Annotated in this window: 21 protein-coding genes and 4 pseudogenes; 12 read left to right on the plus strand and 13 right to left on the minus strand. The window is 58.5% G+C overall.

All coding sequences use genetic code 11. The features are described 5' to 3' along the window. Positions 1–108: 108 nt before the first annotated feature. From N005_RS24420 to N005_RS24460, 9 genes are all read right to left on the minus strand, one after another. Positions 109–609, minus strand: coding sequence for a flavin reductase (locus N005_RS24420; protein ID WP_047703537.1), 501 nt, complete (start codon positions 607–609; stop codon positions 109–111). Positions 610–626: 17 nt separating this feature from the next. Next, a complete protein-coding gene (locus N005_RS24425; RefSeq protein ID WP_047703538.1) occupies positions 627–1,586 on the minus strand; it encodes a PDR/VanB family oxidoreductase in 960 nt (319 codons plus the stop codon). Positions 1,587–1,703: 117 nt separating this feature from the next. Continuing rightward, positions 1,704–2,444 (minus strand): SDR family NAD(P)-dependent oxidoreductase, encoded by a 741-nt coding sequence (locus tag N005_RS24430; RefSeq protein ID WP_047703539.1) that lies wholly within the window; start codon positions 2,442–2,444, stop codon positions 1,704–1,706. A 10-nt stretch (positions 2,445–2,454) separates the two neighbouring features. After that, positions 2,455–2,931 carry an aromatic-ring-hydroxylating dioxygenase subunit beta gene (locus N005_RS24435; RefSeq protein WP_047703540.1) on the minus strand — a complete coding sequence of 159 codons (477 nt, stop codon included), beginning with the start codon at positions 2,929–2,931 and terminating at the stop codon, positions 2,455–2,457. Between the two features lie 67 nt (positions 2,932–2,998). Further along, positions 2,999–4,273, minus strand: coding sequence for an aromatic ring-hydroxylating oxygenase subunit alpha (locus N005_RS24440; RefSeq protein ID WP_047703541.1), 1,275 nt, complete (start codon positions 4,271–4,273; stop codon positions 2,999–3,001). 39 nt (positions 4,274–4,312) lie between these two features. After that, a complete protein-coding gene (locus tag N005_RS24445) occupies positions 4,313–4,828 on the minus strand; it encodes a nuclear transport factor 2 family protein (RefSeq protein WP_047703542.1) in 516 nt (171 codons plus the stop codon). A gap of 3 nt (positions 4,829–4,831) precedes the next feature. Then, complete coding sequence (locus tag N005_RS24450; protein ID WP_047704143.1) at positions 4,832–5,194, minus strand: hypothetical protein; 363 nt, start codon at positions 5,192–5,194, stop codon at positions 4,832–4,834. Positions 5,195–5,220: 26 nt separating this feature from the next. Continuing rightward, the gene (locus tag N005_RS24455) at positions 5,221–6,393 is read right to left on the minus strand and encodes an acyl-CoA dehydrogenase family protein (protein ID WP_047703543.1); all 1,173 of its coding nucleotides are present in this window, start codon (positions 6,391–6,393) and stop codon (positions 5,221–5,223) included. Between the two features lie 23 nt (positions 6,394–6,416). Further along, entirely contained in the window at positions 6,417–7,529 is a 1,113-nt protein-coding gene (locus tag N005_RS24460) for an amidase (protein ID WP_047704144.1), read from the minus strand. Positions 7,530–8,434: 905 nt separating this feature from the next. Here N005_RS24460 and N005_RS24465 point away from each other — a divergent pair. Continuing rightward, on the plus strand, positions 8,435–9,991 hold the full coding sequence (locus N005_RS24465; protein ID WP_047703544.1) for a methyl-accepting chemotaxis protein: 1,557 nt from the start codon (positions 8,435–8,437) through the stop codon (positions 9,989–9,991). An 89-nt stretch (positions 9,992–10,080) separates the two neighbouring features. Here N005_RS24465 and N005_RS29745 read toward each other — a convergent pair. The 3 genes and pseudogenes from N005_RS29745 to N005_RS29865 form a co-directional block, all read right to left on the minus strand. Then, positions 10,081–10,247: pseudogene (locus N005_RS29745) on the minus strand (amino acid ABC transporter permease); the annotation flags it as partial. 118 nt (positions 10,248–10,365) lie between these two features. Continuing rightward, positions 10,366–11,046, minus strand: a complete 681-nt coding sequence (locus N005_RS24470) for a LysR substrate-binding domain-containing protein (RefSeq protein WP_331716920.1) — start codon at positions 11,044–11,046, stop codon at positions 10,366–10,368. Between the two features lie 45 nt (positions 11,047–11,091). After that, positions 11,092–11,265, minus strand: a pseudogene (locus N005_RS29865) (helix-turn-helix domain-containing protein); the annotation flags it as partial. Between the two features lie 202 nt (positions 11,266–11,467). Between N005_RS29865 and N005_RS27870 the strand changes: the two are divergent. From N005_RS27870 to N005_RS24480, 4 genes and pseudogenes are all read left to right on the plus strand, one after another. Then, positions 11,468–12,343, plus strand: coding sequence for an alpha/beta fold hydrolase (locus N005_RS27870; RefSeq protein ID WP_081993344.1), 876 nt, complete (start codon positions 11,468–11,470; stop codon positions 12,341–12,343). Positions 12,344–12,567: 224 nt separating this feature from the next. Continuing rightward, positions 12,568–12,669, plus strand: a pseudogene (locus N005_RS30060) (transposase); the annotation flags it as partial. Positions 12,670–12,736: 67 nt separating this feature from the next. Beyond that, positions 12,737–12,979: a hypothetical protein gene (locus tag N005_RS29495; RefSeq protein WP_162843588.1), complete on the plus strand. Its 243-nt coding sequence runs from the start codon at positions 12,737–12,739 to the stop codon at positions 12,977–12,979. Next, positions 12,978–13,231 (plus strand): annotated as a pseudogene (locus N005_RS24480) (hypothetical protein); the annotation flags it as partial. The gene N005_RS29495 and the pseudogene N005_RS24480, both read left to right, overlap by 2 nt. A gap of 45 nt (positions 13,232–13,276) precedes the next feature. Here N005_RS24480 and N005_RS29350 read toward each other — a convergent pair. Beyond that, on the minus strand, positions 13,277–13,447 hold the full coding sequence (locus N005_RS29350; RefSeq protein WP_154673558.1) for a hypothetical protein: 171 nt from the start codon (positions 13,445–13,447) through the stop codon (positions 13,277–13,279). Positions 13,448–14,249: 802 nt separating this feature from the next. On the opposite strand from N005_RS29350, the gene N005_RS24485 reads away from it, so the two are divergent. The 7 genes from N005_RS24485 (at position 14,250) to N005_RS24520 (ending at position 21,473) form a co-directional block, all read left to right on the plus strand. Continuing rightward, entirely contained in the window at positions 14,250–15,584 is a 1,335-nt protein-coding gene (locus N005_RS24485) for an MFS transporter (RefSeq protein WP_047703546.1), read from the plus strand. Positions 15,585–15,914: 330 nt separating this feature from the next. After that, positions 15,915–16,664: a hypothetical protein gene (locus N005_RS24490; protein WP_047703547.1), complete on the plus strand. Its 750-nt coding sequence runs from the start codon at positions 15,915–15,917 to the stop codon at positions 16,662–16,664. A 115-nt stretch (positions 16,665–16,779) separates the two neighbouring features. Then, positions 16,780–17,004, plus strand: coding sequence for an AlpA family phage regulatory protein (locus N005_RS24495; protein WP_047703548.1), 225 nt, complete (start codon positions 16,780–16,782; stop codon positions 17,002–17,004). A gap of 4 nt (positions 17,005–17,008) precedes the next feature. After that, entirely contained in the window at positions 17,009–17,851 is an 843-nt protein-coding gene (locus N005_RS24500; protein WP_047703549.1) for a ParA family protein, read from the plus strand. Between the two features lie 309 nt (positions 17,852–18,160). Then, a complete protein-coding gene (locus N005_RS24510; RefSeq protein ID WP_047703551.1) occupies positions 18,161–19,744 on the plus strand; it encodes a ParB family protein in 1,584 nt (527 codons plus the stop codon). Further along, entirely contained in the window at positions 19,741–20,289 is a 549-nt protein-coding gene (locus N005_RS24515) for a DUF2857 domain-containing protein (RefSeq protein WP_047703552.1), read from the plus strand. Before N005_RS24510 ends, N005_RS24515 begins: the two co-directional genes overlap by 4 nt. Continuing rightward, a complete protein-coding gene (locus tag N005_RS24520; RefSeq protein ID WP_047703553.1) occupies positions 20,286–21,473 on the plus strand; it encodes an STY4528 family pathogenicity island replication protein in 1,188 nt (395 codons plus the stop codon). Before N005_RS24515 ends, N005_RS24520 begins: the two co-directional genes overlap by 4 nt. Positions 21,474–21,606 lie beyond the last annotated feature (133 nt).

Here is a 21,606-nt window from a genome sequence, read left to right on the forward strand (position 1 = left end):
TCCATTGAGGGTTACTACATCCTGCATGATGAATTCATCATTCATCCTGCAATCCAATTGAATTAAGAGTTCCTTGGCTGAATGGGCGCGCGGCCCACCTACGGTATCTCAGCAGGCCGATCGCGACTGCTCGCCCAAGCGGTGATAGGCACGGTTGAAATACACCAGGCCCTCCTGGCTATTTCCGTGGCGAATGCCCAGCACTTCGCAGTAGAAGATGGTGTGCGAGCCCACCTCATGGGCCTGGACGATACGGCAATCGAAATTGACCAGGGCGTCTTCCAGCAGCGGTGCGCCGCTTTCCAGGATGCTCCAGCTGGCCTGGGCGAATCGTTGGTCGGAGTCCAGATCTCGGTTGGCGAACACGCCGGAAATATCCTTTAGCTCGGCACTCAACACATTCACGCTGAGCACACCGTTCTGCTTGAAGTGGCCATTGGAGAAAGACGCGCGGTTCATGCACACCAACAGCGTCGGCGGCTGGTCGGTGACGCTGCACACGGCCGAGGCGGTGAAGCCCCAGCGCCCGGCTGCACCGTCGGTAGTGATTACTGAAACGGCGCCGCCCAGCAGCGCCATGGCATTACGAAAACCTGTGGTATCAACCATGATGTTGCCCTCGCTTCTCAGATATCCAGCACCAGTTTTTTCGACTTGGCACGCGAACAGCAGACCAGAATCTGGTCATTGGCGGCCTTCTCGTCATCGCTCAGATAGAAGTCGCGGTGATCCGGTTCACCCTCCAGCACATCGCACAAGCAAGTACCGCAGACGCCCTGCTCGCAGGATATGTCTACCTGGATGCCTACACTTGCGAGGGCATTGACGATGCTCTGGCCTTCGGCTACTTGAACACTCTTGCCGCTACGCTGAGCCACCACCTCGAAGCTATCGCCACTGACATCGACCTCCACCTGGAAGTACTCGCGGTGGATGTGATCCTCGGTGTAGCCGGCCTGGCGCGCCCCTCCGATGACCCAATCCATGAAACCGCTCGGGCCGCACACGTAGACGTGCACGCCAGCGCCTGGCTGGCCGAGTACGGCCGGCAGGTCGAGCTTCTGTGCATCGCCTTCGTCATCGAAGTGGGTGCGCACGCAGGCGGCGAAGTCAGCGCCTGCCAGTTCGTCCAGGAACGCCGAGCGCTGACGCGAACGTCCGCAGTAGTGCAGCTCGAACGGGCTGTCCTGTGCGGTCAGTTGATGCGCCATGGCGATCATCGGGGTGATGCCGATACCACCGCCGATGAGGATCGAGCGGCTGGCGTCAGCGGCCAGGGGAAACAAGTTGCGCGGCATGCCGATACTGATATGGGCGCCTTCGCTGAGCTGCTCGTGGACGGCCACCGAGCCGCCGCGCGAGGCCGGATCACGCAGCACGCCGAGGCGGTAGACGGCGGCATTGGCCGGATCACCGCATAGAGAATACTGGCGCACCAGGCCGGGCTTGAGGTGGACATCGACATGGGCACCGGCCTCGAAGGCCGGCAGATTGCTGCCCGTCGGATCGGCGAGGTCGAGGATTACCACGCCCTCGCCTTGTTCCTGCCGCTTGCGCACCACCAGGTTCAACACTTGCTCAGTCATACTAACCTTCCCGCACCCTTAGAGGTGCTGATTGTTCTCGTTCATTACAGTCCGCAGCTCGCACGCGCGGCATTCTTTCGTCTGCCCGGCACGGCCGAAGGCCAAGTCGGGCGGGGTTCAACGCATGAACAGGCCACCGTTCACATCCCAAGTGGCCCCAGTAGTGAAGTAGGCTTCCGGGCGCGCCAGCTGAACAACCAGGTCACCGAGGAAATCGGCATCGCCCAGGCGCTTCACCGGGATATTGGCTAGCAGCCCGGCCATGCGCTCCGGCGGCAGCGCAGCATGCACGACGGGCGACTCGATGGGGCCGGGGGCGATGGCGTTGACCGTCACCCCGGCTCCTGCCAGCTCCTTGGCGAATATTTTGGTCAGGGTGACGATGGCACCCTTAGAGGCGGCGTAATGCGCCCCCGTAACGGTGCCGCCGTTCTGCCCGGCCAGCGAGGCCATGTTGATAATCCGCCCGTAGCCAGCCGCAGCCATGTAACCGCCAAGCACCTGGCAGCCGAGAAAGATGCTGCGGGTGTTGAGGCTCATGACCTGGTCGAACTCTTCGGGGCTGATTTGCATGACCGGCGTGGTGCGGGTCATCGCAGCGCTATTGACCGCCACATGCAGCGCGCCCCAGCGCGCCCGCACGGCAGTCAGTGCCGCCTCGAAGTCGGCCTTGCTGGCGACGTCGAGCTGTAGTGCCAGGCTACGCTGGCCGCTCGGATCGAGGCGGTCTGCGGCGGCCTGAGCACGCTCCAGCGACAGGTCAGTGATCACTAGCGCATAACCGGCCGCGAACAGACGGCTGGCGATAGACAGACCGAGGCCCTGGGCAGCGCCGGTGACTAATGCTACTTGGCTCATGGTGGGCCTCTTAGAGGATGTAGCCGATACCGGCGAGGGTATCGGTGGAGTTGATCAGCTGGATCAGCTTGCGCTGAATCTTGAAGCTGTCGCCGTCGCGCTTGAGCTCGAAGGTGACGTCAGCGGTGTAGTGCTTGAGCACATCCTTGCGAAACTCGCGCAGGTTCTGTGCGCAGCGCACGGTGACCACACCGCCGTCCTCGCCGAGCACGCGAAAGCGCGATAGGCCGCGCACGGTGCGTGCACGCGGACTGGTGGAGATGGACTCGCCGCCGATCAGGCGCTGCACGCGCAACTGGCGCATGTGATGGTCGTCGTAGGCGTAGTTGAGGGTGTTCTCGAAATCGGTCTCGTTGGGATCGATAGGGATGACGTAAGTCCCCTTGTCGGCCCACAGGTTCAGCCAGGCGTCGAAATCGCCGTGGTCGAGCATGTCCGCTTCCTGCCAGATGAAGGCGCTGACGTGGTTGAGCAGTTCAAGATTCATATTGATTCTCTTCAAATAGGTGCGTGACGGGCCCCTCTCACCCTTACGGGCAGAGGGGCGCGATGGCTCAGGCCGACATCATCTTTTTCCACTGCTGGTAGGCCGCGCGCATGCCGGTCTCTGCACTCACGTCACTGACCAGCCCGTCTTCGCTCGGCCTCTCGCCGGTCAGGCCGCGATTGAGCATGATCCACAGGTCCCTGCCGGCCTGGGCGCCCTTCTGCACGCGCTCCCAGGCCTCGGAATCGTCCGGGGTGCCGAAGCCCATCGGGCCTTGGAAGTGCTCGTGCAGGCGCAGGCGGTAGCGGTTGGCCGAGGACGGACCGCCGTCCATGGTGATCACCGCGTGGTGGATCTCGGTCTCGTTCACCGAGACCGGCTGCAGCACGCGGAAGAAGGCCATGGAGCAGGCGACGTTGGGGAACAGGTTGAGGTTGAAGCCCGAGCCGCCGACGGCACGGACGATTCGACGCACTTGTTGTTCCTCGATGCCTTCGTCACGCAGCTCCTGCGCCAGCGCCTCGAAGCGCTCGGGGATCGCCTTATCCAGATCGGCTTCCAGGTCCACTAGGTCGGGGATCATCACTATCACGCTGTGACCATTGCCAAGATCCTCGACGTAGCCGGGGCCTTCGACGAAATCGAACAGCTTCAGGGTCTGCTCGTCCACTGAGGACAGGAAAGACTTGTGCACCAGCGGGAAGTGGTAGGCGTCGGTGGTGTTCTCCAACTGGATCTTCCAGTTGCCGGGGAAGCGAAAACGATGCTCGCCGGATACCTTCACGCCATAGCCGGCGCCCTGCTTCATGAACAGATCGATCCACTTGCGCGCCGCGCCGAGGAAGTCTTCCAGCGGCTCGATGTCATTCTTGAAGGTGGCGAAGATCATGCCGTTGTATTGCTCGACGCGCAGGCTGACCAGCGGCAACTCGCCCTTGTCCAGGCAGTCGGCGTAGCTCTCCGGGTGCGGCACGCCGCGCAGGCTGCCATCGAGGGCGTAGCTCCAACCGTGGTAGGGGCAGACGAAGCTGTTGGCCTTGCCCTTCTTGTGCTCGCAGACGGTGGCGCCACGGTGACGGCAGCGATTGAGCAGCACGTGTACGTCCTTCTTGCGGTCACGTACGACGATGACCGGTTGCTTGCCGATGAAGGTGCTCTTGTAGCTGCCGTTGTCGGGAATCTCACTCGCGTGCGCCACCCACACCCAGGTGCTGTAGAACACCTTCTCCAGCTCTTCATCGAAGAGGCGTGCGTCGGTATACAGGGAGGTGTGCACGCGGTCATGCAGCACCAGGTCGGCCGGCGAGCTGGCCAGGTTCACGGTTTCGATCAGGTTGGTCACGGTCACTCCTCGTCGGCGCAGGTCACCGACTCATAAAAGTCATTCTTCGGTCTGCCCCGGCACGGGCAGGTGGGCATCGCTGTTCCATGCATCGACCGGGCGGCCGAACAAGTTCTCGGTCTGGAAATGAGCCATGCGCCAAACGCCTTCCTCTTCGCGAAAACGCACCGTCAGTTGCGCCGCGTTCAGATGTGATGCGCCAGTGGCGAAGGTAGAAGTCTGCAACAACATCCAACTTCCGCAGGCCTCGTCCCCCTCCACACGGATCAGCTCCGAACAGAGGAAATGCACGTTGAGGGCGAAGTGCGCCGGCTCGGTCATGTAGCCGGCGAACATCGCGCGGATTGCCTCTCGCCCCCGATAGCTGCCAAAGCTCTTTGCATACTTGGCGCCCTTGCCCTCCCAGATGGCGTCGGCGGTGAACAACCCTGCCAGTTCGTCTAACGGGGTGCGCGCGTCGATCGCATCGCACAGCACCATGTAGCGGTTCATGCAGGCACGCACGGCGCTCTCGCTTTCCAGCTGGCGCAGGCGGGCTTCGAGGGATCGGCTCATGGGTCAGGTCCTCTGGATAATCAGTTCGCGACCGGTACGCGCTTCCACCTTGCAGTAGCGCCACAGTTTGTAAGGGCCGGTGCCCACCGCGGTGGTACGGAACAGGTTGCAGGCGGCGTGTACCGTCTCGATGTCCGGTACGTCGGCCAGCAGATAGGTGGTCCAGGGGTAGCCGGTGGATGGGCCGACCATGCTTTGATCGTCGTCCATGTTGCCGAGCACCTTCACTCCGGGCAGATCGTGGATGCCGTTCCACATGGCGCTGACCGCCGCCCAGACTTCCAGTTGCTCTTCACGTGGGGCATCGAAGAAGTTCTGGTTGACGCCTATGCAGAACAGGACACGCAGAGTTTTTTTCTCAGTCATCGCAATCACCAATTGTTAGTTTTCGATTACAGGTAGCCAGGCATCGGCTTGCCGCCGAAGAAAATCGCGCCGGCGCTCTGGTAGGTCACGTCGCCCATGAAGGCGTGTTGGGTAACCACCTGGGCGTCGTTGACGAAGCGCGCCAGAGGACTGTGGCGGTAGACACCGGTCATGCCCGAGAGCATCTGCGCAGTGCGCGCCACCTCGGCCGACACACGGGTAGCATGGGTGGAGGACAGTCGCAGCAGGTTGGTCTGCTCGACACTCACCGTATCGCCGGCCAGCACGCTGGCCCAGACGTTCTCCATGGCTTCGTAGAACCAGGCACGGGCAGCGCGCAGCTCGGCTTCGGCCTTGGCAACCTGCATTTGCGCAAGCGGGCGATCTGCCAGGACCGGCGCGCCGGTAACGGAGAAGCGGCCGCTGGCCATGTCGGCCAAGTAGTCCAGCGCGGCGCGCGCAACACCGAGGCCGACCACGGACAGCACCTGAGCGGCAAAGGACAATGAGGGATAGCGGAACAGTGGTTCGTCGAGGTTGGCCGGACCGCCACGGACAAAGGTCCAGTCCTCGGGCACCACTACGCCGTCGATCACCAGGTCATGGCTGCCGGTACCGATCAGGCCGACCACATCCCAAGTCTCATCGATCCGCACCTTTTCACGCGGCATCACCGCCAGACGCGGCAAGCCTACTGTGTCGCCGTTCTTCGGGCTGATGCCGACGCCGATCAGGCTGGCCCCCACGCAGCCGCTGGAGAATTTCCAACGTCCGCTGACCTTGAGGCCGCCGTCGACGAACTCCGCCGGTTGCGGCGGGAAGATGCCGCCCGCGAAGACCACGTCGGGGCCGTCGGCATAGATTTTTTTCAGAGTCTCTAAGGGCAGAGCCGCCAGGTACACCGGGTTCATGCCGAAGCTGGCGACCCAGCCGGCGGAACCGTCGGCGGCAGAGACATCTTCCACCATCTCGCAGAACTCCATGGGGCTGCGCTGCTCGCCGCCGAAGCGCGTGGGTACCAGGGCGCGGTAGACGCCAAGCTCCTTGAAACGCGCGATGACGTCATGGGAGATATAGCGCTGCTGATCGAACTCCTCGCGCCGAGCGCGCTCACGAATATCGGTCAGCAGGGCCCGAAAAGCTTCATTCGCAGTAATCGGGGCAAGGCGCTGGTGATCCAGCTGGCTTAGGGAAGACATGGGCTTCTCCAGGATGGGCACGGTTATTGTTCGAGGCGCCGCAGCAGCTCGCGGGCGACTGCCAGAAGCAGTTCGTCCGCGCCCTTGGCGGCGATCAGTTGTAGGCCTACCGGCAGCTTCGAGGCCCCCTCGAAAGGGATACTCAATGCCGGGTGGCCAGTCAGGTTGAAGGGGCGTACGAAAGCGGTCATGCCGATGGCCGCGCGGGTATCGGCAGCGTCTGCGACGCGCGCCGGGTAATCCGGCATGGTCGGCAAGGCAAGAATCGGACACTGCGCCAGGGCGGCGTCCACCTCGGCAGTGAAGGCGGTGCGGCAGCGTTCGGCGTCAGCCAGAGCGTCGTCACGGGTTTCGCGTGCGGCCAGCAGCCGACCAGCGACATCGGCGCCCACCAAGCCGGTTTCCACCAAGTGCCCGCAGGCATTCCAGGTTTCCCGGTTGATCACTGCCAGACCCGCATCGTAGGCCGATTGCATACCGGGCAGCGGCATCTCGCACTGTTCGAAATTCGCCGCCTCGAGCACAGTATTCAGCGTTGCCTGCACCTCGGGATGGGCCTGCACTGGTACCACGCCGATGCGGACGCCGGCTACGTCCGGCAGTGCCTTGAAGGACGGGTCGATGGCCTTCATCGCGTTGATCAGCATCTCGATATTGGCAGCGAAGGGGCCGACGCAATCGAGCGATGTCTGCTTCGGCATCACCCCGGCACGGCTGATGCGGCCGAAAGTGGGTTTGAGACCGAACACACCGCAGCACGCGGCGGGAATACGCACCGAACCACCCGTGTCGGTGCCCAGGGAGAAGTCGCACAGACCGGCAGCCACGGCAGCGGCCGAGCCACTGGAGGACCCCCCGGGAATGCGTCCGGGGTAGCGCGGGTTCTCCGCCGTACCCGTCCAAGCATTGAGCCCGGTGGTGCCAAAGGCCAACTCATGCAAGCTGGTCTTGCCAATCAGCTGGCAGCCCGCAGCCAGGAGAGCCTGAACTACCTCAGCATGACACTCGGCATCCGGCGCATGTTCAAGGGCGCGACTGGAAGCACGAGTGGGATGACCGACCACATCGATGGTGTCTTTCACCATCACACGGAGCCCTTGCTCACCGAGCTTCAGCTTCTCGACCACTATCGCCATCTGCATCACCCATTGCTGTTCCGGTTGATCAACAGAACCGCAGGACGAGCCGCGATTCACTTAAATCCAGAATCGGAACAATTAGATGATTTGTCAATTAATTTATCAATAAAAACAATGTGTAGATTCGGTGCATTTTTGATACTTCGAACACCATTACCGTGCAATTTCGTAACACTAAAACTTTTTATCATTCGCAAAAATTAAATAAAAAACCTTTAATTTCAGATATTTATTGACATGAATAAGAAACATTATCATCACGCAATGATTGTTTAAGGCAATTCGAGCTACTCACAGACTGTCCGATAATCGCACAGAAAAAACACTTAACACGACGATATTTTGGACGACAAAAACTCATTTTCTTTAGATAAAAAAACGCTAAAAAACGCCCCTTTCAAGTAGCCGGAAAGTGCCGTCTGACCTGATGACCTCGGCCGTGAGCCAATCAACAGGCGTCTCCACGAACAGCACCGACAAGCCTCCTCACCACACTTGCAATCCCCCTGGAACACGGCGGCTGGCCGTATTGCAACAGCGCAGTGCACAGCGTTCTGGCACGAGAGGTGCAATTGAACCTGTATCGGACGGGAAAACCACCGGCAGTGCCCACAAGGAGAGCAGCATCGAGAAGACGTTCTTCTTGCTCTGGAAGGTGCTGCGTGCCGTCGGGAACCAGTGCGCCCCCCCCGGGCGCCCTGGGCGGCGAGGACAACCCGCTGAAGGACGGCATCGCAGTCAAATGCCCGACCTCAGCGCGATGCTGATCCGCTAGAGCAATTTCGCCACCAATTTCTATGACGCCATGGTGCGCAGGATGCGCGCCGAGCGGACCATAAACTGGTAATCGTACGGCCTGCCCCAGGGCAGGTCGCAACGGGTCACAGCCGAGGAGTCGTGCCATGCAAACTGTCATCAACACCCCATCAGGTTTCGAGGAACCACCGATTTCCCGGCTTGACCCACAAGGCGTTCTGCTCACCTGCAACGCCGCCTACCTGAACATGAGCGGCTACACAGAACACGAACTGATCGGTAAACCTCACACACTGATCAACCACCCGCACATGCCGGCAGCGGTGGCGACCAGCATGTGGCACGCGCTGCGCGCCGGTGTGCCGTGGACAGCGCCGGTGATGACCCGTTGCAAGCAAGGAGATGCGCACTGGCGCAGTCTCTACGTGGTGCCGCTATTTGACGACGGCAAGCTGGCGGCGCTGGGCACCGTCTACCAGCCTATCGAGCCAGCGCAGGCACGGCAGGCCGAACAGCTCTATGCGCGTCTGGCGCGCGGCCAGGCGCCCTGGAGTCTGCTGCAACGCTTTGGCGAACTGCTGCTGGGTCATGGGCTGCAACTGGCGCTAGGCCTGGGCCTGGCGCTGGCCACTCTACAGGGCTATCTGCCCCTAGCGTTGGGCGCGCCGCTGCTGCTGGCGCTGTGCCTGGCCGGACTGCAACCGGCACTGCGTCAGCGCCAATTGACCCGCGCCCTGCTCGCCCAACACACGCAGGCCTACAGCGATCCGTTGCTGACCCCACTGCACGCGCAACACCCCGGCCCCACCAGCTTGCTGGCCATGGCCCTGGACGGCCAGCGCGCACGCATGAGCACGGTGATGTCGCGCATCTGCATCAACAGCGTGGTGTTGCGCCAGCAGGCGCAGACCTCGGCGGACGTGGTAGAGCAAACGGTCGAGCAGCTGGATCGCCAGGTACGCGAGACTGAGCAGACCGCCGCCGCGATCAACCAGATGAGCGCCACCATCCAGGAACTATCACGCAACCTGCAGCACACCGCGCAAGCGGCGCAGAACGCCGATCATCTGGCGCGCGACGGTGAACGCCTGTCCGATGACAGCCAGCATTCGGCGCAGACCATGCGTCACTCGGTGGGCGAGATTGGCCGGGCGGTTGACAGCCTGGCGGCGGCCATCGAGTCCATCGGAGGCATTGCCACGGTGATCCAGAACATCGCCGAGCAGACCAACCTGTTGGCCCTCAACGCGGCCATCGAAGCCGCCCGCGCCGGCGAATCCGGCCGCGGCTTCGCGGTGGTCGCCGACGAGGTACGCAGCCTCGCCTCACGCACTCGCGAATCAACCCACGAGATCCAGCGCTCGCTGGAAAGCCTGCGTCAGGACAGCGGCACGGCCTTGGCCACTGCACAACGCGGCGAACAAATAGCCTTGCGTGCCAGCAGCGATGCCGAACAGGCGCGTCAGGCCTTGACGCGCATCTGCGCCGAGGTCGCGCAGATCAGCGGCATGAGCTTGCAGATGGCCGCCGCAATCGAGCAACAGGGCCAGGTAGCCGAACAGATCAACCAGCAGATCACCGAGATCGCCGGCTTCACCGAGCGCACCAGCCAGCAGGCTGGGCGCACCAGTAAAATCAGTCAGGCACTGCACCAATTGGCCGAATCACAATTGGGATTGGCGCAGCGCTTCCTCAACGGTTGAGAACCTGGCAACCAGGTACAAGAGTTCGGCCGCCAAGATCAATCACGCCACACCCGGCGCCGAGCGATTGGATGACACACAAAGGCGTCATACAGGCCGACCGGGTGTCGGAACAGCGGCACACGCGACACCAGAATGGAGGCATTGACCAGCGCCACCAGCAGCGAGGTGGCAATGGCCCGACCTGCAGGGTTACCCGCAACGCTCCGCCGAATGCGGGCAGAGTCGACAGCACGAGATTCCAGTCGAAATTCATCGCGACGGCCTGTCACACGGTTGCGGTAGCGGCACGTCCACCTGAACGGCATCCGGATACTTGATCCAAGCACCGGCGTGCAACAAACTCAAGTCAACGGTTCGCTTCATTTTGTGAGCTACTGCAGGTCTATGTCGTTCCGTAGCGCCTCGACCGCCATGTCGATGAAGGCGCGTACCTTTTGGGTACCGTGCCGGCCTTCACGGTGCACAACGTGGATCGGCACCGCCGGGCGCTCGAAGGCCTCGAGCACCAGTGCAAGAGCTCCTTCTTTCACCCCTCGCGCGATTTGAAATAGCGGTAGGCGCGTGATACCGAATCCTGCGACAGCGCACTCAGCCGCGGCCTCATTCATCGTGGTCGTAAATCGCGGCTGCAAGCGTATCGTTGCAGACTTACTGCCGTCTCGGAACCTCCACTCGGGCACTGGCGTGACTCCAGTGGCGGCTATGACGACATGCTGCGACAGGTCTTCGGGGCGTTTTGGCGTTCCACGTTGTCGCAGATAATTTGGCGACGCACAAAGAACCTCACGTACTTGGCCAACCTTGATGGCTTGCAATGACGAGTCTGGTAACTCACCAATGCGTATCGCGACATCGACTCCTTCGTCCACCAAGTTGACCATCCTGTCCAAGAACAAGCAGTTAATTTCCACCTCAGGAAATCGAGTTAGGTAGTCGCGCGCAATCGGGGAGATATACATGCACCCGAAGTTCACCGATGACGTAATGGTGAGCTGGCCTCGCGGCAATGCGTGTGCACCAGCGGCCGCGCTGTCAGCCTCCTCAATGTCCACGAGGATTCTCCGGCAGCTTTCTGCGTACCTCATTCCCGCCTCAGTGACCCTGACAGTGCGGGTCGTTCGAGTCAGCAGTCTTACACCTAGACGTTCCTCTAGCTCGTAGACGGCGCGCGTGACGACGGAAGGCGACATGTTGAGTCGGCGTGCGGCAGACGCAAAGCCACCAGTCTCTACGACCGCGAGGAATGTCGCCATGGCCTGTAGTCGATCCATCAATGAACGTCCTGCGAACTTCGGGGCGGGCAATGATGCCAGAACTCGAATGTGTTTATTGAAATTTCGAGAAAAGTGAATTGCAGTCCGAAGCGATTCTAAAGTTGGCGGCGACAAAAGATCATTCGCCTAACAGACACGGAATCATCTGTTTGGACATCAACAAAGGATCATTCATGAAGCTTTACCTTAAGGACTCGTTATGACCTCACAAGCTTCTATCGAACCTCTAATGCCATTTCCGCGGCAGAGCGTTCGCGTCGCTGGCTTCAATGGCGTCTCCATCGCCGCACAAGCCTGGGGCCCCGCTGATGCCCCAGCGGTGCTGCTGATCCACGGCTTTTTAGGCGGTAGATTTTCGTGGGCACCTCTGATTTGCGGTCCTCTGGCCACCAAGGCAAACCTTGTTACCGTGGAACTGCGAGGGCATGGAGCCTCCGACAAGCCAGAGGAACCATCAGCCTACGCCGACAGCGAGGTGTGGGCGGAGGATATCGCAGCGGTCGCGTCGGCCCTGGGTCTCAAACAATTCATCCTTGTCGCACATTCCTACGGTGGCGTTGTAGCGTTTGACTACCTGCGCCACAAGGGAAGCTCGGCAGTGAAAGGTCTGATCCTCCTTGCAGCGGCGGCGGAACCACCTGGGGTTTCCCAGGACTACGTCCGGCCGGACACTCTACCCGCACTGCAAGCATCCCTCAGCCAGGACTTTTCGGAGCGGGTGGACGGGATTCGCAGTTTCGTTCAGGCGATCTCGCGAGGTCCGCTTCCAAGAGACCTTCACGACGCGCTGATTGCACAGGGAGCCATCTCCACTCCGTCCATGCTGGTCGGTGCGTTGTCCCGCCGGCCTGTCAGCAACGTGGATATTTTCACGAAGCTTGACATGCCGGTGATTTTTGTCTGTGGAACCCACGAGAACGTTGTCACGCAAGCACTTGTGGAACATGTATTGCGGGCTGTGCCGCACGCAACCAGCCGAACTCTGGACAATGTGGGCCATTTGCCGCAAATCGAAGCGAACGACCAGGTTGCAGAGCTGATTGCTGACCTGATCGAATCTACTTCCAGCAAGTAGGGCACGCCAAGCTCTCTACACTGATTGTGTTGATCCCGTGTCGAGGCACCCGCCGCCGTTACGAAATATATTTGATGCTCTCAGGTACTTCATGACGAGTTCGCTCTACATAACCAAGAATGCACCTTGCAAGCTCGTTATGGGATGCGTGATCGCATCAAAGCGATGAGCCAGCGGTTGGTGTGGCGCGATATCACGCCTGCGCAGCAAGCGTGATATCGCGCCACAGTGTCTTGGTGGGTGCTTTTTTCGGGAGACCCTGGCGGTACATACCAGATCGAGTCGGGCCCTGGTCGACGGTCTATCAGCGCTTTCGAGATTGGCGATACCACTCCATTAAAAAACTTAGTATGAATCGCCCCTAGTTTCGTAGACCTGTTTGATATCGCAAAATTGGCCAAGGAGGCGGGTATCAACTGGGATCACTTCCTGGCGGTGGTCAGGGAACTGAATATCTACAAACCGTTTTTCTACACGATGGACAGCATCAATCTGATTTGTGACGCCCAAATTTTTCCACAATTCATCGTGGCATCACTCCGCGACCAGGCTTCTCGTCGTTTCGATTATGGCTATCAAATCCACAAGCTTTTCCGCGTTCCAGAGTCCGCGCCGCAATTCAGGACTGGAACGTGAATTGATGCGAGAAGGTTTGCGCCTATTGGAACAGCGCGCCGCCCCACTGCCGAAATTGAGGCCCTGCGTCAGGCGACCTCGATGGGCATCATGGACCTTGAGCACGGGCGCTTTACTCAGTTGAACGAAGGGGATCTGGAGCACTACCTCAAGGGCTTGAGCCTGGAGGCCACCCTCCCCGCGCGAGAAACACTAGGCATGCCGCAATATCGGATTCTGAAGCTGTCGTCAACAACCTCAACAACGCCATGATGAAGAATAATGTCCGCGACATCACTGTCTTGCGCTAAACCACTTTCAGAGAACAGCAAAAGCGAGATAATGGTGGACAGCAGGCAACAATAGCTTTTCAAGGCATTCATCTCCGAACTCCTCCGCATATAAATCAGAAAAAATGGCCTGCAAATTTTCAGCGCAGTGTTTTACTGCTGGCTCCTCGAACCGCTTTTTCTGAATAAAAACAGGCATAATCATCTCGAGAAAAACAGAACAGTTAATCTCATAGAAGCCAAATTTTTTAATACTTGCGTCAACTTGCCACTGTCTATTACCAGACTTAAATCACTTAGTATGGCTATGTTCATGCTTCATAAGTCGCCACAAACGGTACAGAACCACCTGGAGTATGTTGAAGGTAGACATCGCCCTCCAGCCAAGCCATTGCGGTGTCGGGGGTGAAGGGATAGGACTCCCAGGAGTGATACTTCAACTCCGTCTGGGCCCTAATGGGAAAAGATATGCTCATGTTCTTGTCCTTATTATATGAGGCAGTTATTGCTGGATCAAAAACCTCACCGACTTCCAAAGCACATTGGTTCTGGCTGCACGGTGTATTCGAGGCTAATGCCCTGCCAACCCCCTTCACTATCCCAAATTGGCAGCATCCAAATCCGAGGCTCCAAAACAGGTCACCCGATCCCGGATCACGATATCCCGAATACAACAACGCCTAAATACATAACACCTCTCAAACATCTTTTTGTTCGATAATCGAACGCTTTTATTTAACGCTAACTTTTTGTTTTTTAACATATTTGGCATAAATATAGATAAATCATTAAGAGCTCATTTATCACAACACTTTTAAACGGGTTCAGAAATTGATTGACTAGCGCCGCACGGTGTCAGCCAGAACGCCTGTTCGCTCAAAAAAATAACAAGGTATCGTGATGAGTGACTTCTCAATCGGGTTAAAGCCCAGGTTTGTACCTACCTTCGTGTGCTTTACTCGTATTACCTGTAAGCAGCCTCTTCTCAAGGGGGGGCAGCTATGACTGTCGCGCTCAAGACTGTCGTAGATGAGCGGCCCATGGCGTCGTTTCAGTGGCTGGCCGTGGGTATCTGTATTGTCCTAAACATGATCGATGGCTTCGACGTGCTGGTAATGGCCTTCACGGCTTCCTCGGTGTCTGCCGAATGGGGCCTGAACGGCGCGCAGATCGGGCTGTTGTTAAGTGGCGGCTTGTTTGGCATGGCGGCAGGCTCTTTGTTTATTGCACCGTGGGCGGATCGCTTTGGCCGTCGACCATTGATTCTGTTTTGCCTGCTGCTCTCAGGAGTCGGCATGCTGTTGTCGGCCCTGAGCCAGTCGCCATTGCAACTGGCGCTGCTGCGCGGGCTGACCGGCTTGGGAATCGGCGGCGTCCTGGCCAGCAGCAACGTGATTGCAAGTGAATACGCCAACAGACGCTGGCCCGGATTGGCGGTGAGCCTGCAATCCACCGATTATGCGTTGGGCGCGACCCTCGGGGGCCTACTGTCAGTGTGGCTTTTGACGCACTTTGGCTGGCGTTCAGTATTCATTTTCGGCGGCGCCGTGACCCTAGCGGTGATTCCACTAGTGCTGATGTACTTACCCGAATCGCTGGATTTTCTGATCGCCCGCCGCCCCGGCAACGCCTTGGCTCGCACCAATCGCCTGGCCGTCCGCCTCGGTCAGCCGGCACTGCACGAATTGCCCATCGCCCACTCGGCGCCAACTTCCGGCCCCGCGCGCTTGGCACAGTTGCTCTCACCGGCGTCACGGCGCACGACCCTGCTGATCTGGCTGTTGTTCTTCCTGGTGGTGTTCGGCTTTTACTTCGTGATGAGCTGGACACCGAAGCTGCTGGTATCGGCTGGGCTATCGGCACAGCAAGGGATCAGCGGCGGTGTGTTGCTGAGCATCGGCGGTATCTTCGGCGCGGCCCTGATTGGCGCCATGGCCTCGCGCTGGCGACTGACCCGCGTGCTGTTGCTGTTCATGCTGGTTACGGCGGGCTTGCTGGTCCTGTTCGTTGACTCGGCTTCATCGGTATCGATGGCGCTCGGCCTGGGTCTATTGATCGGGTTGTTTTCCAATGGCTGCGCGACGGGTTTGTACGCGCTGTCGCCGATTGTCTATGACGCCTCGGTACGAGCAACATGCGTCGGTTGGGGCATCGGTATCGGGCGGATCGGCGCGATTCTTTCGCCGACCGTCGCCGGTCTGTTGCTGTATAGCGGCTGGCAGCCTCTGCACCTGTATGGGGTGTTCGCCGTGGTATTCGTCATTGCTGCCACCGTGCTGTTGCTACTGAGGCCTGAAGCCAAACAGCAGCCAGGCTTGATCCTATGTCAAGAGTAGCGAGGGGGCGCTCAGCGAAGTGGGTGCCCGTACATGCTGGGATATCCGGACACCTTGTGCAAAAACATCGAAAATGACGCCATTCAGGCGGGTAAAAGATACTGATGAGTGTACGCACACATTCGAGTCAGTTGATGTAGGTATCAATCCAGCCACCGGCCAGCGCCACCCAGTTCGGTGAGAAGTAATACCATTAGAGATACTGGTTACAAAATGGAATGGAATGACCTCACCGATTTGGTCAACCGAGGAAACAGCTGGCCTGATTAGCTAGTTCGATACATAAATAGTCGGTGAGACCTTTCCATTAGGAATGGAGGTCCGCCGCAGATGAGCGTTTACGTTTTCAATCCGAATACGAAAACCTTCTATCGCCCTATTGATGCAGCTTTGCGCTGGTGCAATCTCACTCGCTACGAAGCCCAAATAGTCCAGGCGGACTGGGCTCGCACCGAGAATCTTGCGGTCCTATTTCCCCAGTGGCCCAATCTTCACATCGCTATCGAAAGGATTTTAGACGCCATACGCAATGGAGAACTGCCTTATGGATGCCTCGGGATTTCTGTTCCTTTCGGAAGCTATGTAGAGCCCTTTCAGCTAACCATTCGCCATTCGGACTTACGCCGTTGGATGGAGATTCATTACCCCGACCATAAGCCCAGCTTTTTATTCGAGTCAGGTGAGGATACTCCTGCAAAGGTCAGCCTCGGAACTTTTCTCTCATTGAAAGCAGATCGAGATGAGTTATCGAGGGAGCTGCAAGCGCAACAGCAGCGCTTTCAAGAAGTACTTGCAGAGCTCCAGTCGATTGGACTTGAAAGAGATGATCTCAAAGCCTTGGCCAAAACGAATGGCCAACTCAGCGAGCGTAGTGAACTGACCTATCACACCATCATTGGCGCATTGGTCAGCCTGCTCTTGGACCATTCACCCGCCGGAAAACCCCTTTCAGTTTTCACGAATCAAGCAGCCATCGTTGATGCCATTGTCGCCCGCCATAAAGATGTGCCCGGGCTGAGCAAGCGTACGTTGGATGAAAAATTTGCCGTGGCCAATCGTAGTCTCAAAAAAAATAGCTGATCCAGTCAATTGCATTGCAACAGGCCTGGTTGCAATGCAATGACTCATCCGCCCTGCTGCGATTCAATTAATGTCACTTACCACCACGCGCCAATTGGCGCCAGGAGCGACTAGTATGTCCGGCCAATCTATTCCCTCAGTTGAAGCCACTCAATTCCAACGCCACATCATGCGGCGTGACGAGGTTGAGCGTAAGACCGGTTTCAAGCGCGCGCACATCTACAACTTGATGAAGGAAGGTAAATTCCCTCAGGCCAAACGCATCGGGCTGCGCGCAGTTGGCTGGGACTCGCTCGAGATCGAGCGATGGGTCGTCGAGCGCTTAGACCAACAGGCCTGATGCCATGCATGTGTTATCGGTGGTTTCCACGAAAGGTGGAGTAGGCAAAACCACAGTAGCCGCCAATCTCGGTGGCCTGCTTGCGGATGCTGGTCTACGTGTCCTATTGCTCGATCTGGATAGCCAACCCAACCTCTCCAGCTATTACGCCTTGAGCCAGAAAGCCATTGCCGGGACGTATGAGCTCATTGCACTCAACTTAACAACGCCTGCACAGATTGTTTCCAGGACCGTGATTGCAGGGCTCGACCTCATCATCTCCAACGACGCTCAAGGCCAGTTGAGTACATTACTGCTGCATGCCCCTGACGGGCGATTACGGCTGCGCAATTTACTCGACGATTTCCGCCCCCGTTACGACCTGCTTTTGATCGACACCCAAGGTGCACGTAGCGTGCTGTTGGAGATGGCGATCCTCGCCTGCGATATCGCCCTCTCTCCCATCACACCGGAAATGCTAGCCGCCCGTGAACTGCGCCGCGGCACTTTGAGGCTGTTCAGTGAACTCGAACCATTTCATCGCGTGGGTATTACACCGCCACCGTTGCGATTGCTGCTGAACCAAGTAAATAGCATCCGAGTAGACACGCGGATGATCATCCGTGGCCTGCACGAGGCCTTCGCTGGAGCTCCCGACATATCGATTCTAGGCACCGTAGTTCCAGACCGAGTGGCTTACCTCAATGCCGCCTCCCTTGGGCTACCAGCCCACCGAATCGAGACTCGCCCGTCACGTGAACGACGCTCGCGATCAGCGCTGGAAACCATGCAAGCGCTGGCGATCGAGTTGTTTCCGGAATGGCGCGAAGCGATTTCGAGGGTAAGCAGATACGCAGCGGTTCGATAAGGCGAATTCCGGCGACGGTATCTCGCGCCAAATCATTTTGTTTGTTCAACCTTGAGGCCAACAGCGTTTGGCGAGGAGTCTTTTGATGTTGGATCGGTTACCCATCGTCGTTCAGCCGTCCATTCGACAAGATCATCTACCTAACGAGGAATACTGCACCGTGGTCTTTCGCCTGCAGCGTGGGCGCTCGGCCATGGGTCGGCTTCTCGCGGAACTGTCTCGGTATTTCGAAGGTTCGGGAATAGCCGAGATCGTTAAATTCGAGGTCGGTGACCATTTGCGTAACCGGCGTTAACTGAGGCTGTTCCGATGAAGAAGCTCACTCAGGAGGAGATCACCGACAAACTGCACCAGGACCACTTCCTTCGAGGGCCAGAACTGGATCGGCTGTCCGACCCAGTCATCGACACCCCCATGCTGGTCACCCTGGAACAGTTGCGGCCCTACGAACACAACCCGCGCTTCATCCGTAACCCGCTTTACGACGATATCAAAGCCTCTATCCGTGAACGTGGACTGGACCAGCCGCCACCTATTACCCGCCGCCCAGGAGAACCCCATTTCATCATCCGTAACGGTGGCAATACGCGATTGGCGATTCTCGGCGAGCTGTGGCAGGAAACCCGCGACGAGTGTTTCTTCCGCATCCATTGCCTGTTCCGGCCCTGGAGCAATGAAATTATCACCCTGCTCGGCCATCTGACCGAAAGCGATCTGCACGGCCAGCTCACCTTCATCGAACGTGCTCTGGCGGTAGCCAAACTCAAGACCATGCTCGAATCAGATGGAGCACCACTCTCGCAACGTGAGCTGGCACGACGTTTTGCCGCTGGCGGCTATCCGATTTCGCAGTCGCACATCAGCCGGATGCTCGACACCCTTGAATATTTACTGCCCGCCATTCCACAAACCCTATATGCAGGGTTGGGAAAACCAAAAATTGAACGCTTGATTGGTTTACGTAGCCAGGCTGAACGAACCTGGAATCGTTATCCAACCGACGCCATCGCATTTTCCGAGTTTTGGCTCAACACCTTAGGGCAATTTGATGCCACCCCAGAGTCCTTCGACCTTGAGCAAATCCAGGATGAACTGCTCGAACGCATGAGCCGCTTACTCGGACAGTCCTACCGCATGTTGGCCCTGGAGCTGGGCGATACCCAACGGGTTATCCGGACGCCTGGCATTGTCGTCGCGCCCCAGGAGAACAACCCTCTGCCGAGCGTCGATGAACCCGCGGCCGAGCCTCCCCCTTCCGTGCTGCATTCCAAATCAGCTGAAATCAGGACGCAGACCGAAACACAGCGAGAGGAACAGCTCACGCTGCCCGAAACGACCATGGTATCAGCAGCCAGCCCTCCGTCACGTGTCCAGCAGATCCGCGAACGGATTGATCGCGCCACTGCCACCAAACCAGCACAGATCGTCGAAACCTGCCCGATCGACGACATCTGGATCATCGCACCAACATTGGATAGCCCCGAACAACTGCGTTTAGCCATTGCCGGCCTGGCTCGGGAAATGGCGGCTTATGCCGGACATCCCGAGAGCATCATCGACCAGAAATATGGCCTGGGCTTCGCCCTGAACATCGAGCAACTTAATCTTGCTGCGCCTCGTGCGGCCGGCGTTCACCTATTGCTCTTGGCCCTGCTGCGTGCCCAAGACGAAGTGAACTGGGAGGATCGCAAGCAATTGCCCTCAGCCCTGTTAGGGCAACTGCTATTGGGGGTCTATCAACTCCCACTGACAGATCGTCCCGCCGTGGACGTTGGACTGGAGCGACTACCCGACTGTCTGTTAATCAAACTGTATCGCCTCATTCGCTTATCCCGGCGCCTGATCGACTTAACGCTTACCCATGAAGACGATTCACCAAGGGAGCTGCCATGAACCTGTCCTTCAATGTGCTCAACCAGGCCATGCTGACCCAGGTCCTTCACGAGTTGCGCCTGGGTAATCTGCAACGCTGCAAAGCACTCGGACTGGATGAAGAGGACATCTACCTGCTGCAATCCTTACCTCCTACCACATTGTCACGCCTGGCTAATACCACCGTCCCTTGGGTTGAGGTCAAGATTGATTCGTCGGTGCTGCATCGGTTGATCGACCAGGCCGAACGCGACGAACAGAACGATCGCCTGATCAACCGAGCGCTCAAGCTCGGTGCCAGCAGTACCATCATGTATCAGTGCTTCGGCTTGGCACATTCGGAAACCGCCTTGCGCCGACGGCTGCTCAAGATAGAAACCCGCAAGGGCCGCCCTCAGAACTTGAGCGAAGCGCAGGAGCATGCGCTCTGGCAGCGTTGGTGCCAGCTACGCGCTCAGGACAGTGCTGAGGATCAGCTCGACGCCATGATGATGTTGGCGGAAGAGCAACAGATCAGCTTGACCGTCGTTTGGCAGCAGATCGACCATTACAGCAACGGAACATGAACACTGCCGCTTCCAGTCGTTGGCAGCGTGTTCTGCAGCAATGCACCCAGCAGTTGACTGAACGCTGGCCCGCACGCCCCGCCACGGAACCATCCTCCAACCAGGCCCTGCAAGCTGGCTTTCTGTTCAGTGGCCAATCACACGAAATCGTGCCGCGTCGCTTGCTGCTGGATTGTCGGCTGACGCCATTGGAGCGTAATGCATGGCAAGTATTTCGACTCATGCTACAAGGCCAGGGCGTAGTCACACCGCGCTATGAAGATCTGCAACCTTACCTGTCGAGCGTACCCTACGGTGCGTCAGCCTCCCGCGAAACCATCGCTCGGGTGCTGACGATGCTCAGGTTGACGCGCTGGCTTAGCTTGGTGAGCCGTGGCCGCGATCAGCTCAGCGGGCGTCTACAAGGTTCTCTGTACGTCCTGCACGATGAGCCGTTAACCCCCGCCGAAGCCATGGAGTTGGATCAGGACTATCTGGAACTGGCCGGACATGCCCTCTCTCATGCGACCAAGGCTGTGCGAATTGTCGCTCAGCATGTTTTGGAAGAAATTCGTCAGGACACCGATATCGATTTGGATCGACTCCCCACCCGGCTCGACAGTTGGAGCGACCATTGGACACAGCAAGGATTGGATCAGGCGACCGATGAAGCGTTACACGATTCCGAACTGGGTGGCGATCACCGCGTTCGGAATCGTGCGGGACTCAGTTCGGAATCCGAACTGGGTCCGAACGCCAATGGTTCCGGCAGCGTTCGGAATCCGAACGCTGCCTGTACTGTATTAAAAGAAAGTATTAGTACGGTACCGCGCGCGACCCCAGCGGTGGATAACCTGCACTGGCCCGATCCGCTTCACCTGAGTCCAAGCGAGCGGCAGGCCGTCACCGTGACGCTGAACAAGCTTAAGCCCGCAGATCGGCAGGCGGTGCTCAACGAAGCGGGCGCACGATGTGCGGCAGGCAGCGTCCGTAAACCCGCGGCGTATCTGTTGGGCCTGATCCAGCGGGCGCTGAAAGGCGATTTCCGCCCTTGGGCAGGTCAGGCAGAATCGTTACCCATGACAGAACCGCCATCAGCTCCCCCCCGCCAACTTAGGAAAAAGGGCGAACCCGCCTCTGCCCTCGCCCAGGCGTGCCTGGATGAACTGCGCCAGCTACGTAGCAAACGCCCTGGACGTCAGTAGATTTGATGCCACTGGCATCATTCTCGAGCGTCTCGAAATTCAACCATCTCAAACCAAACCGAACACACCGCATTCAGGTTTTTCGCTGCCCTCAAAGCTCATCCGTCACAAGGTGCTCACCAAGCTTATGCGA

It is taken from the genome of Pseudomonas mediterranea CFBP 5447 (genome assembly GCF_000774145.1).
Lineage (GTDB): Bacteria > Pseudomonadota > Gammaproteobacteria > Pseudomonadales > Pseudomonadaceae > Aquipseudomonas > Aquipseudomonas mediterranea.

Excerpts from the sequence above, each read along its gene's own strand:
- N005_RS24460 (WP_047704144.1), bottom strand. The coding sequence starts at position 7,529 with ATGGCGATAGTGGTCGAGAAGCTGAAGCTCGGTGAGCAAGGGCTCCGT.
- N005_RS27870 (WP_081993344.1), top strand. The coding sequence starts at position 11,468 with ATGACCTCACAAGCTTCTATCGAACCTCTAATGCCATTTCCGCGGCAG.
- N005_RS24495 (WP_047703548.1), top strand. The coding sequence starts at position 16,780 with ATGTCCGGCCAATCTATTCCCTCAGTTGAAGCCACTCAATTCCAACGC.
- N005_RS24520 (WP_047703553.1), top strand. The coding sequence starts at position 20,286 with ATGAACACTGCCGCTTCCAGTCGTTGGCAGCGTGTTCTGCAGCAATGC.
- N005_RS24510 (WP_047703551.1), top strand. The coding sequence starts at position 18,161 with ATGAAGAAGCTCACTCAGGAGGAGATCACCGACAAACTGCACCAGGAC.
- N005_RS24515 (WP_047703552.1), top strand. The coding sequence starts at position 19,741 with ATGAACCTGTCCTTCAATGTGCTCAACCAGGCCATGCTGACCCAGGTC.
- N005_RS24425 (WP_047703538.1), bottom strand. The coding sequence starts at position 1,586 with ATGACTGAGCAAGTGTTGAACCTGGTGGTGCGCAAGCGGCAGGAACAA.
- N005_RS24485 (WP_047703546.1), top strand. The coding sequence starts at position 14,250 with ATGACTGTCGCGCTCAAGACTGTCGTAGATGAGCGGCCCATGGCGTCG.
- N005_RS24445 (WP_047703542.1), bottom strand. The coding sequence starts at position 4,828 with ATGAGCCGATCCCTCGAAGCCCGCCTGCGCCAGCTGGAAAGCGAGAGC.
- N005_RS24420 (WP_047703537.1), bottom strand. The coding sequence starts at position 609 with ATGGTTGATACCACAGGTTTTCGTAATGCCATGGCGCTGCTGGGCGGC.
- N005_RS24435 (WP_047703540.1), bottom strand. The coding sequence starts at position 2,931 with ATGAATCTTGAACTGCTCAACCACGTCAGCGCCTTCATCTGGCAGGAA.
- N005_RS24430 (WP_047703539.1), bottom strand. The coding sequence starts at position 2,444 with ATGAGCCAAGTAGCATTAGTCACCGGCGCTGCCCAGGGCCTCGGTCTG.
- N005_RS24455 (WP_047703543.1), bottom strand. The coding sequence starts at position 6,393 with ATGTCTTCCCTAAGCCAGCTGGATCACCAGCGCCTTGCCCCGATTACT.
- N005_RS29350 (WP_154673558.1), bottom strand. The coding sequence starts at position 13,447 with ATGCCTGTTTTTATTCAGAAAAAGCGGTTCGAGGAGCCAGCAGTAAAA.
- N005_RS24465 (WP_047703544.1), top strand. The coding sequence starts at position 8,435 with ATGCAAACTGTCATCAACACCCCATCAGGTTTCGAGGAACCACCGATT.
- N005_RS24490 (WP_047703547.1), top strand. The coding sequence starts at position 15,915 with ATGAGCGTTTACGTTTTCAATCCGAATACGAAAACCTTCTATCGCCCT.
- N005_RS24450 (WP_047704143.1), bottom strand. The coding sequence starts at position 5,194 with ATGACTGAGAAAAAAACTCTGCGTGTCCTGTTCTGCATAGGCGTCAAC.
- N005_RS24500 (WP_047703549.1), top strand. The coding sequence starts at position 17,009 with ATGCATGTGTTATCGGTGGTTTCCACGAAAGGTGGAGTAGGCAAAACC.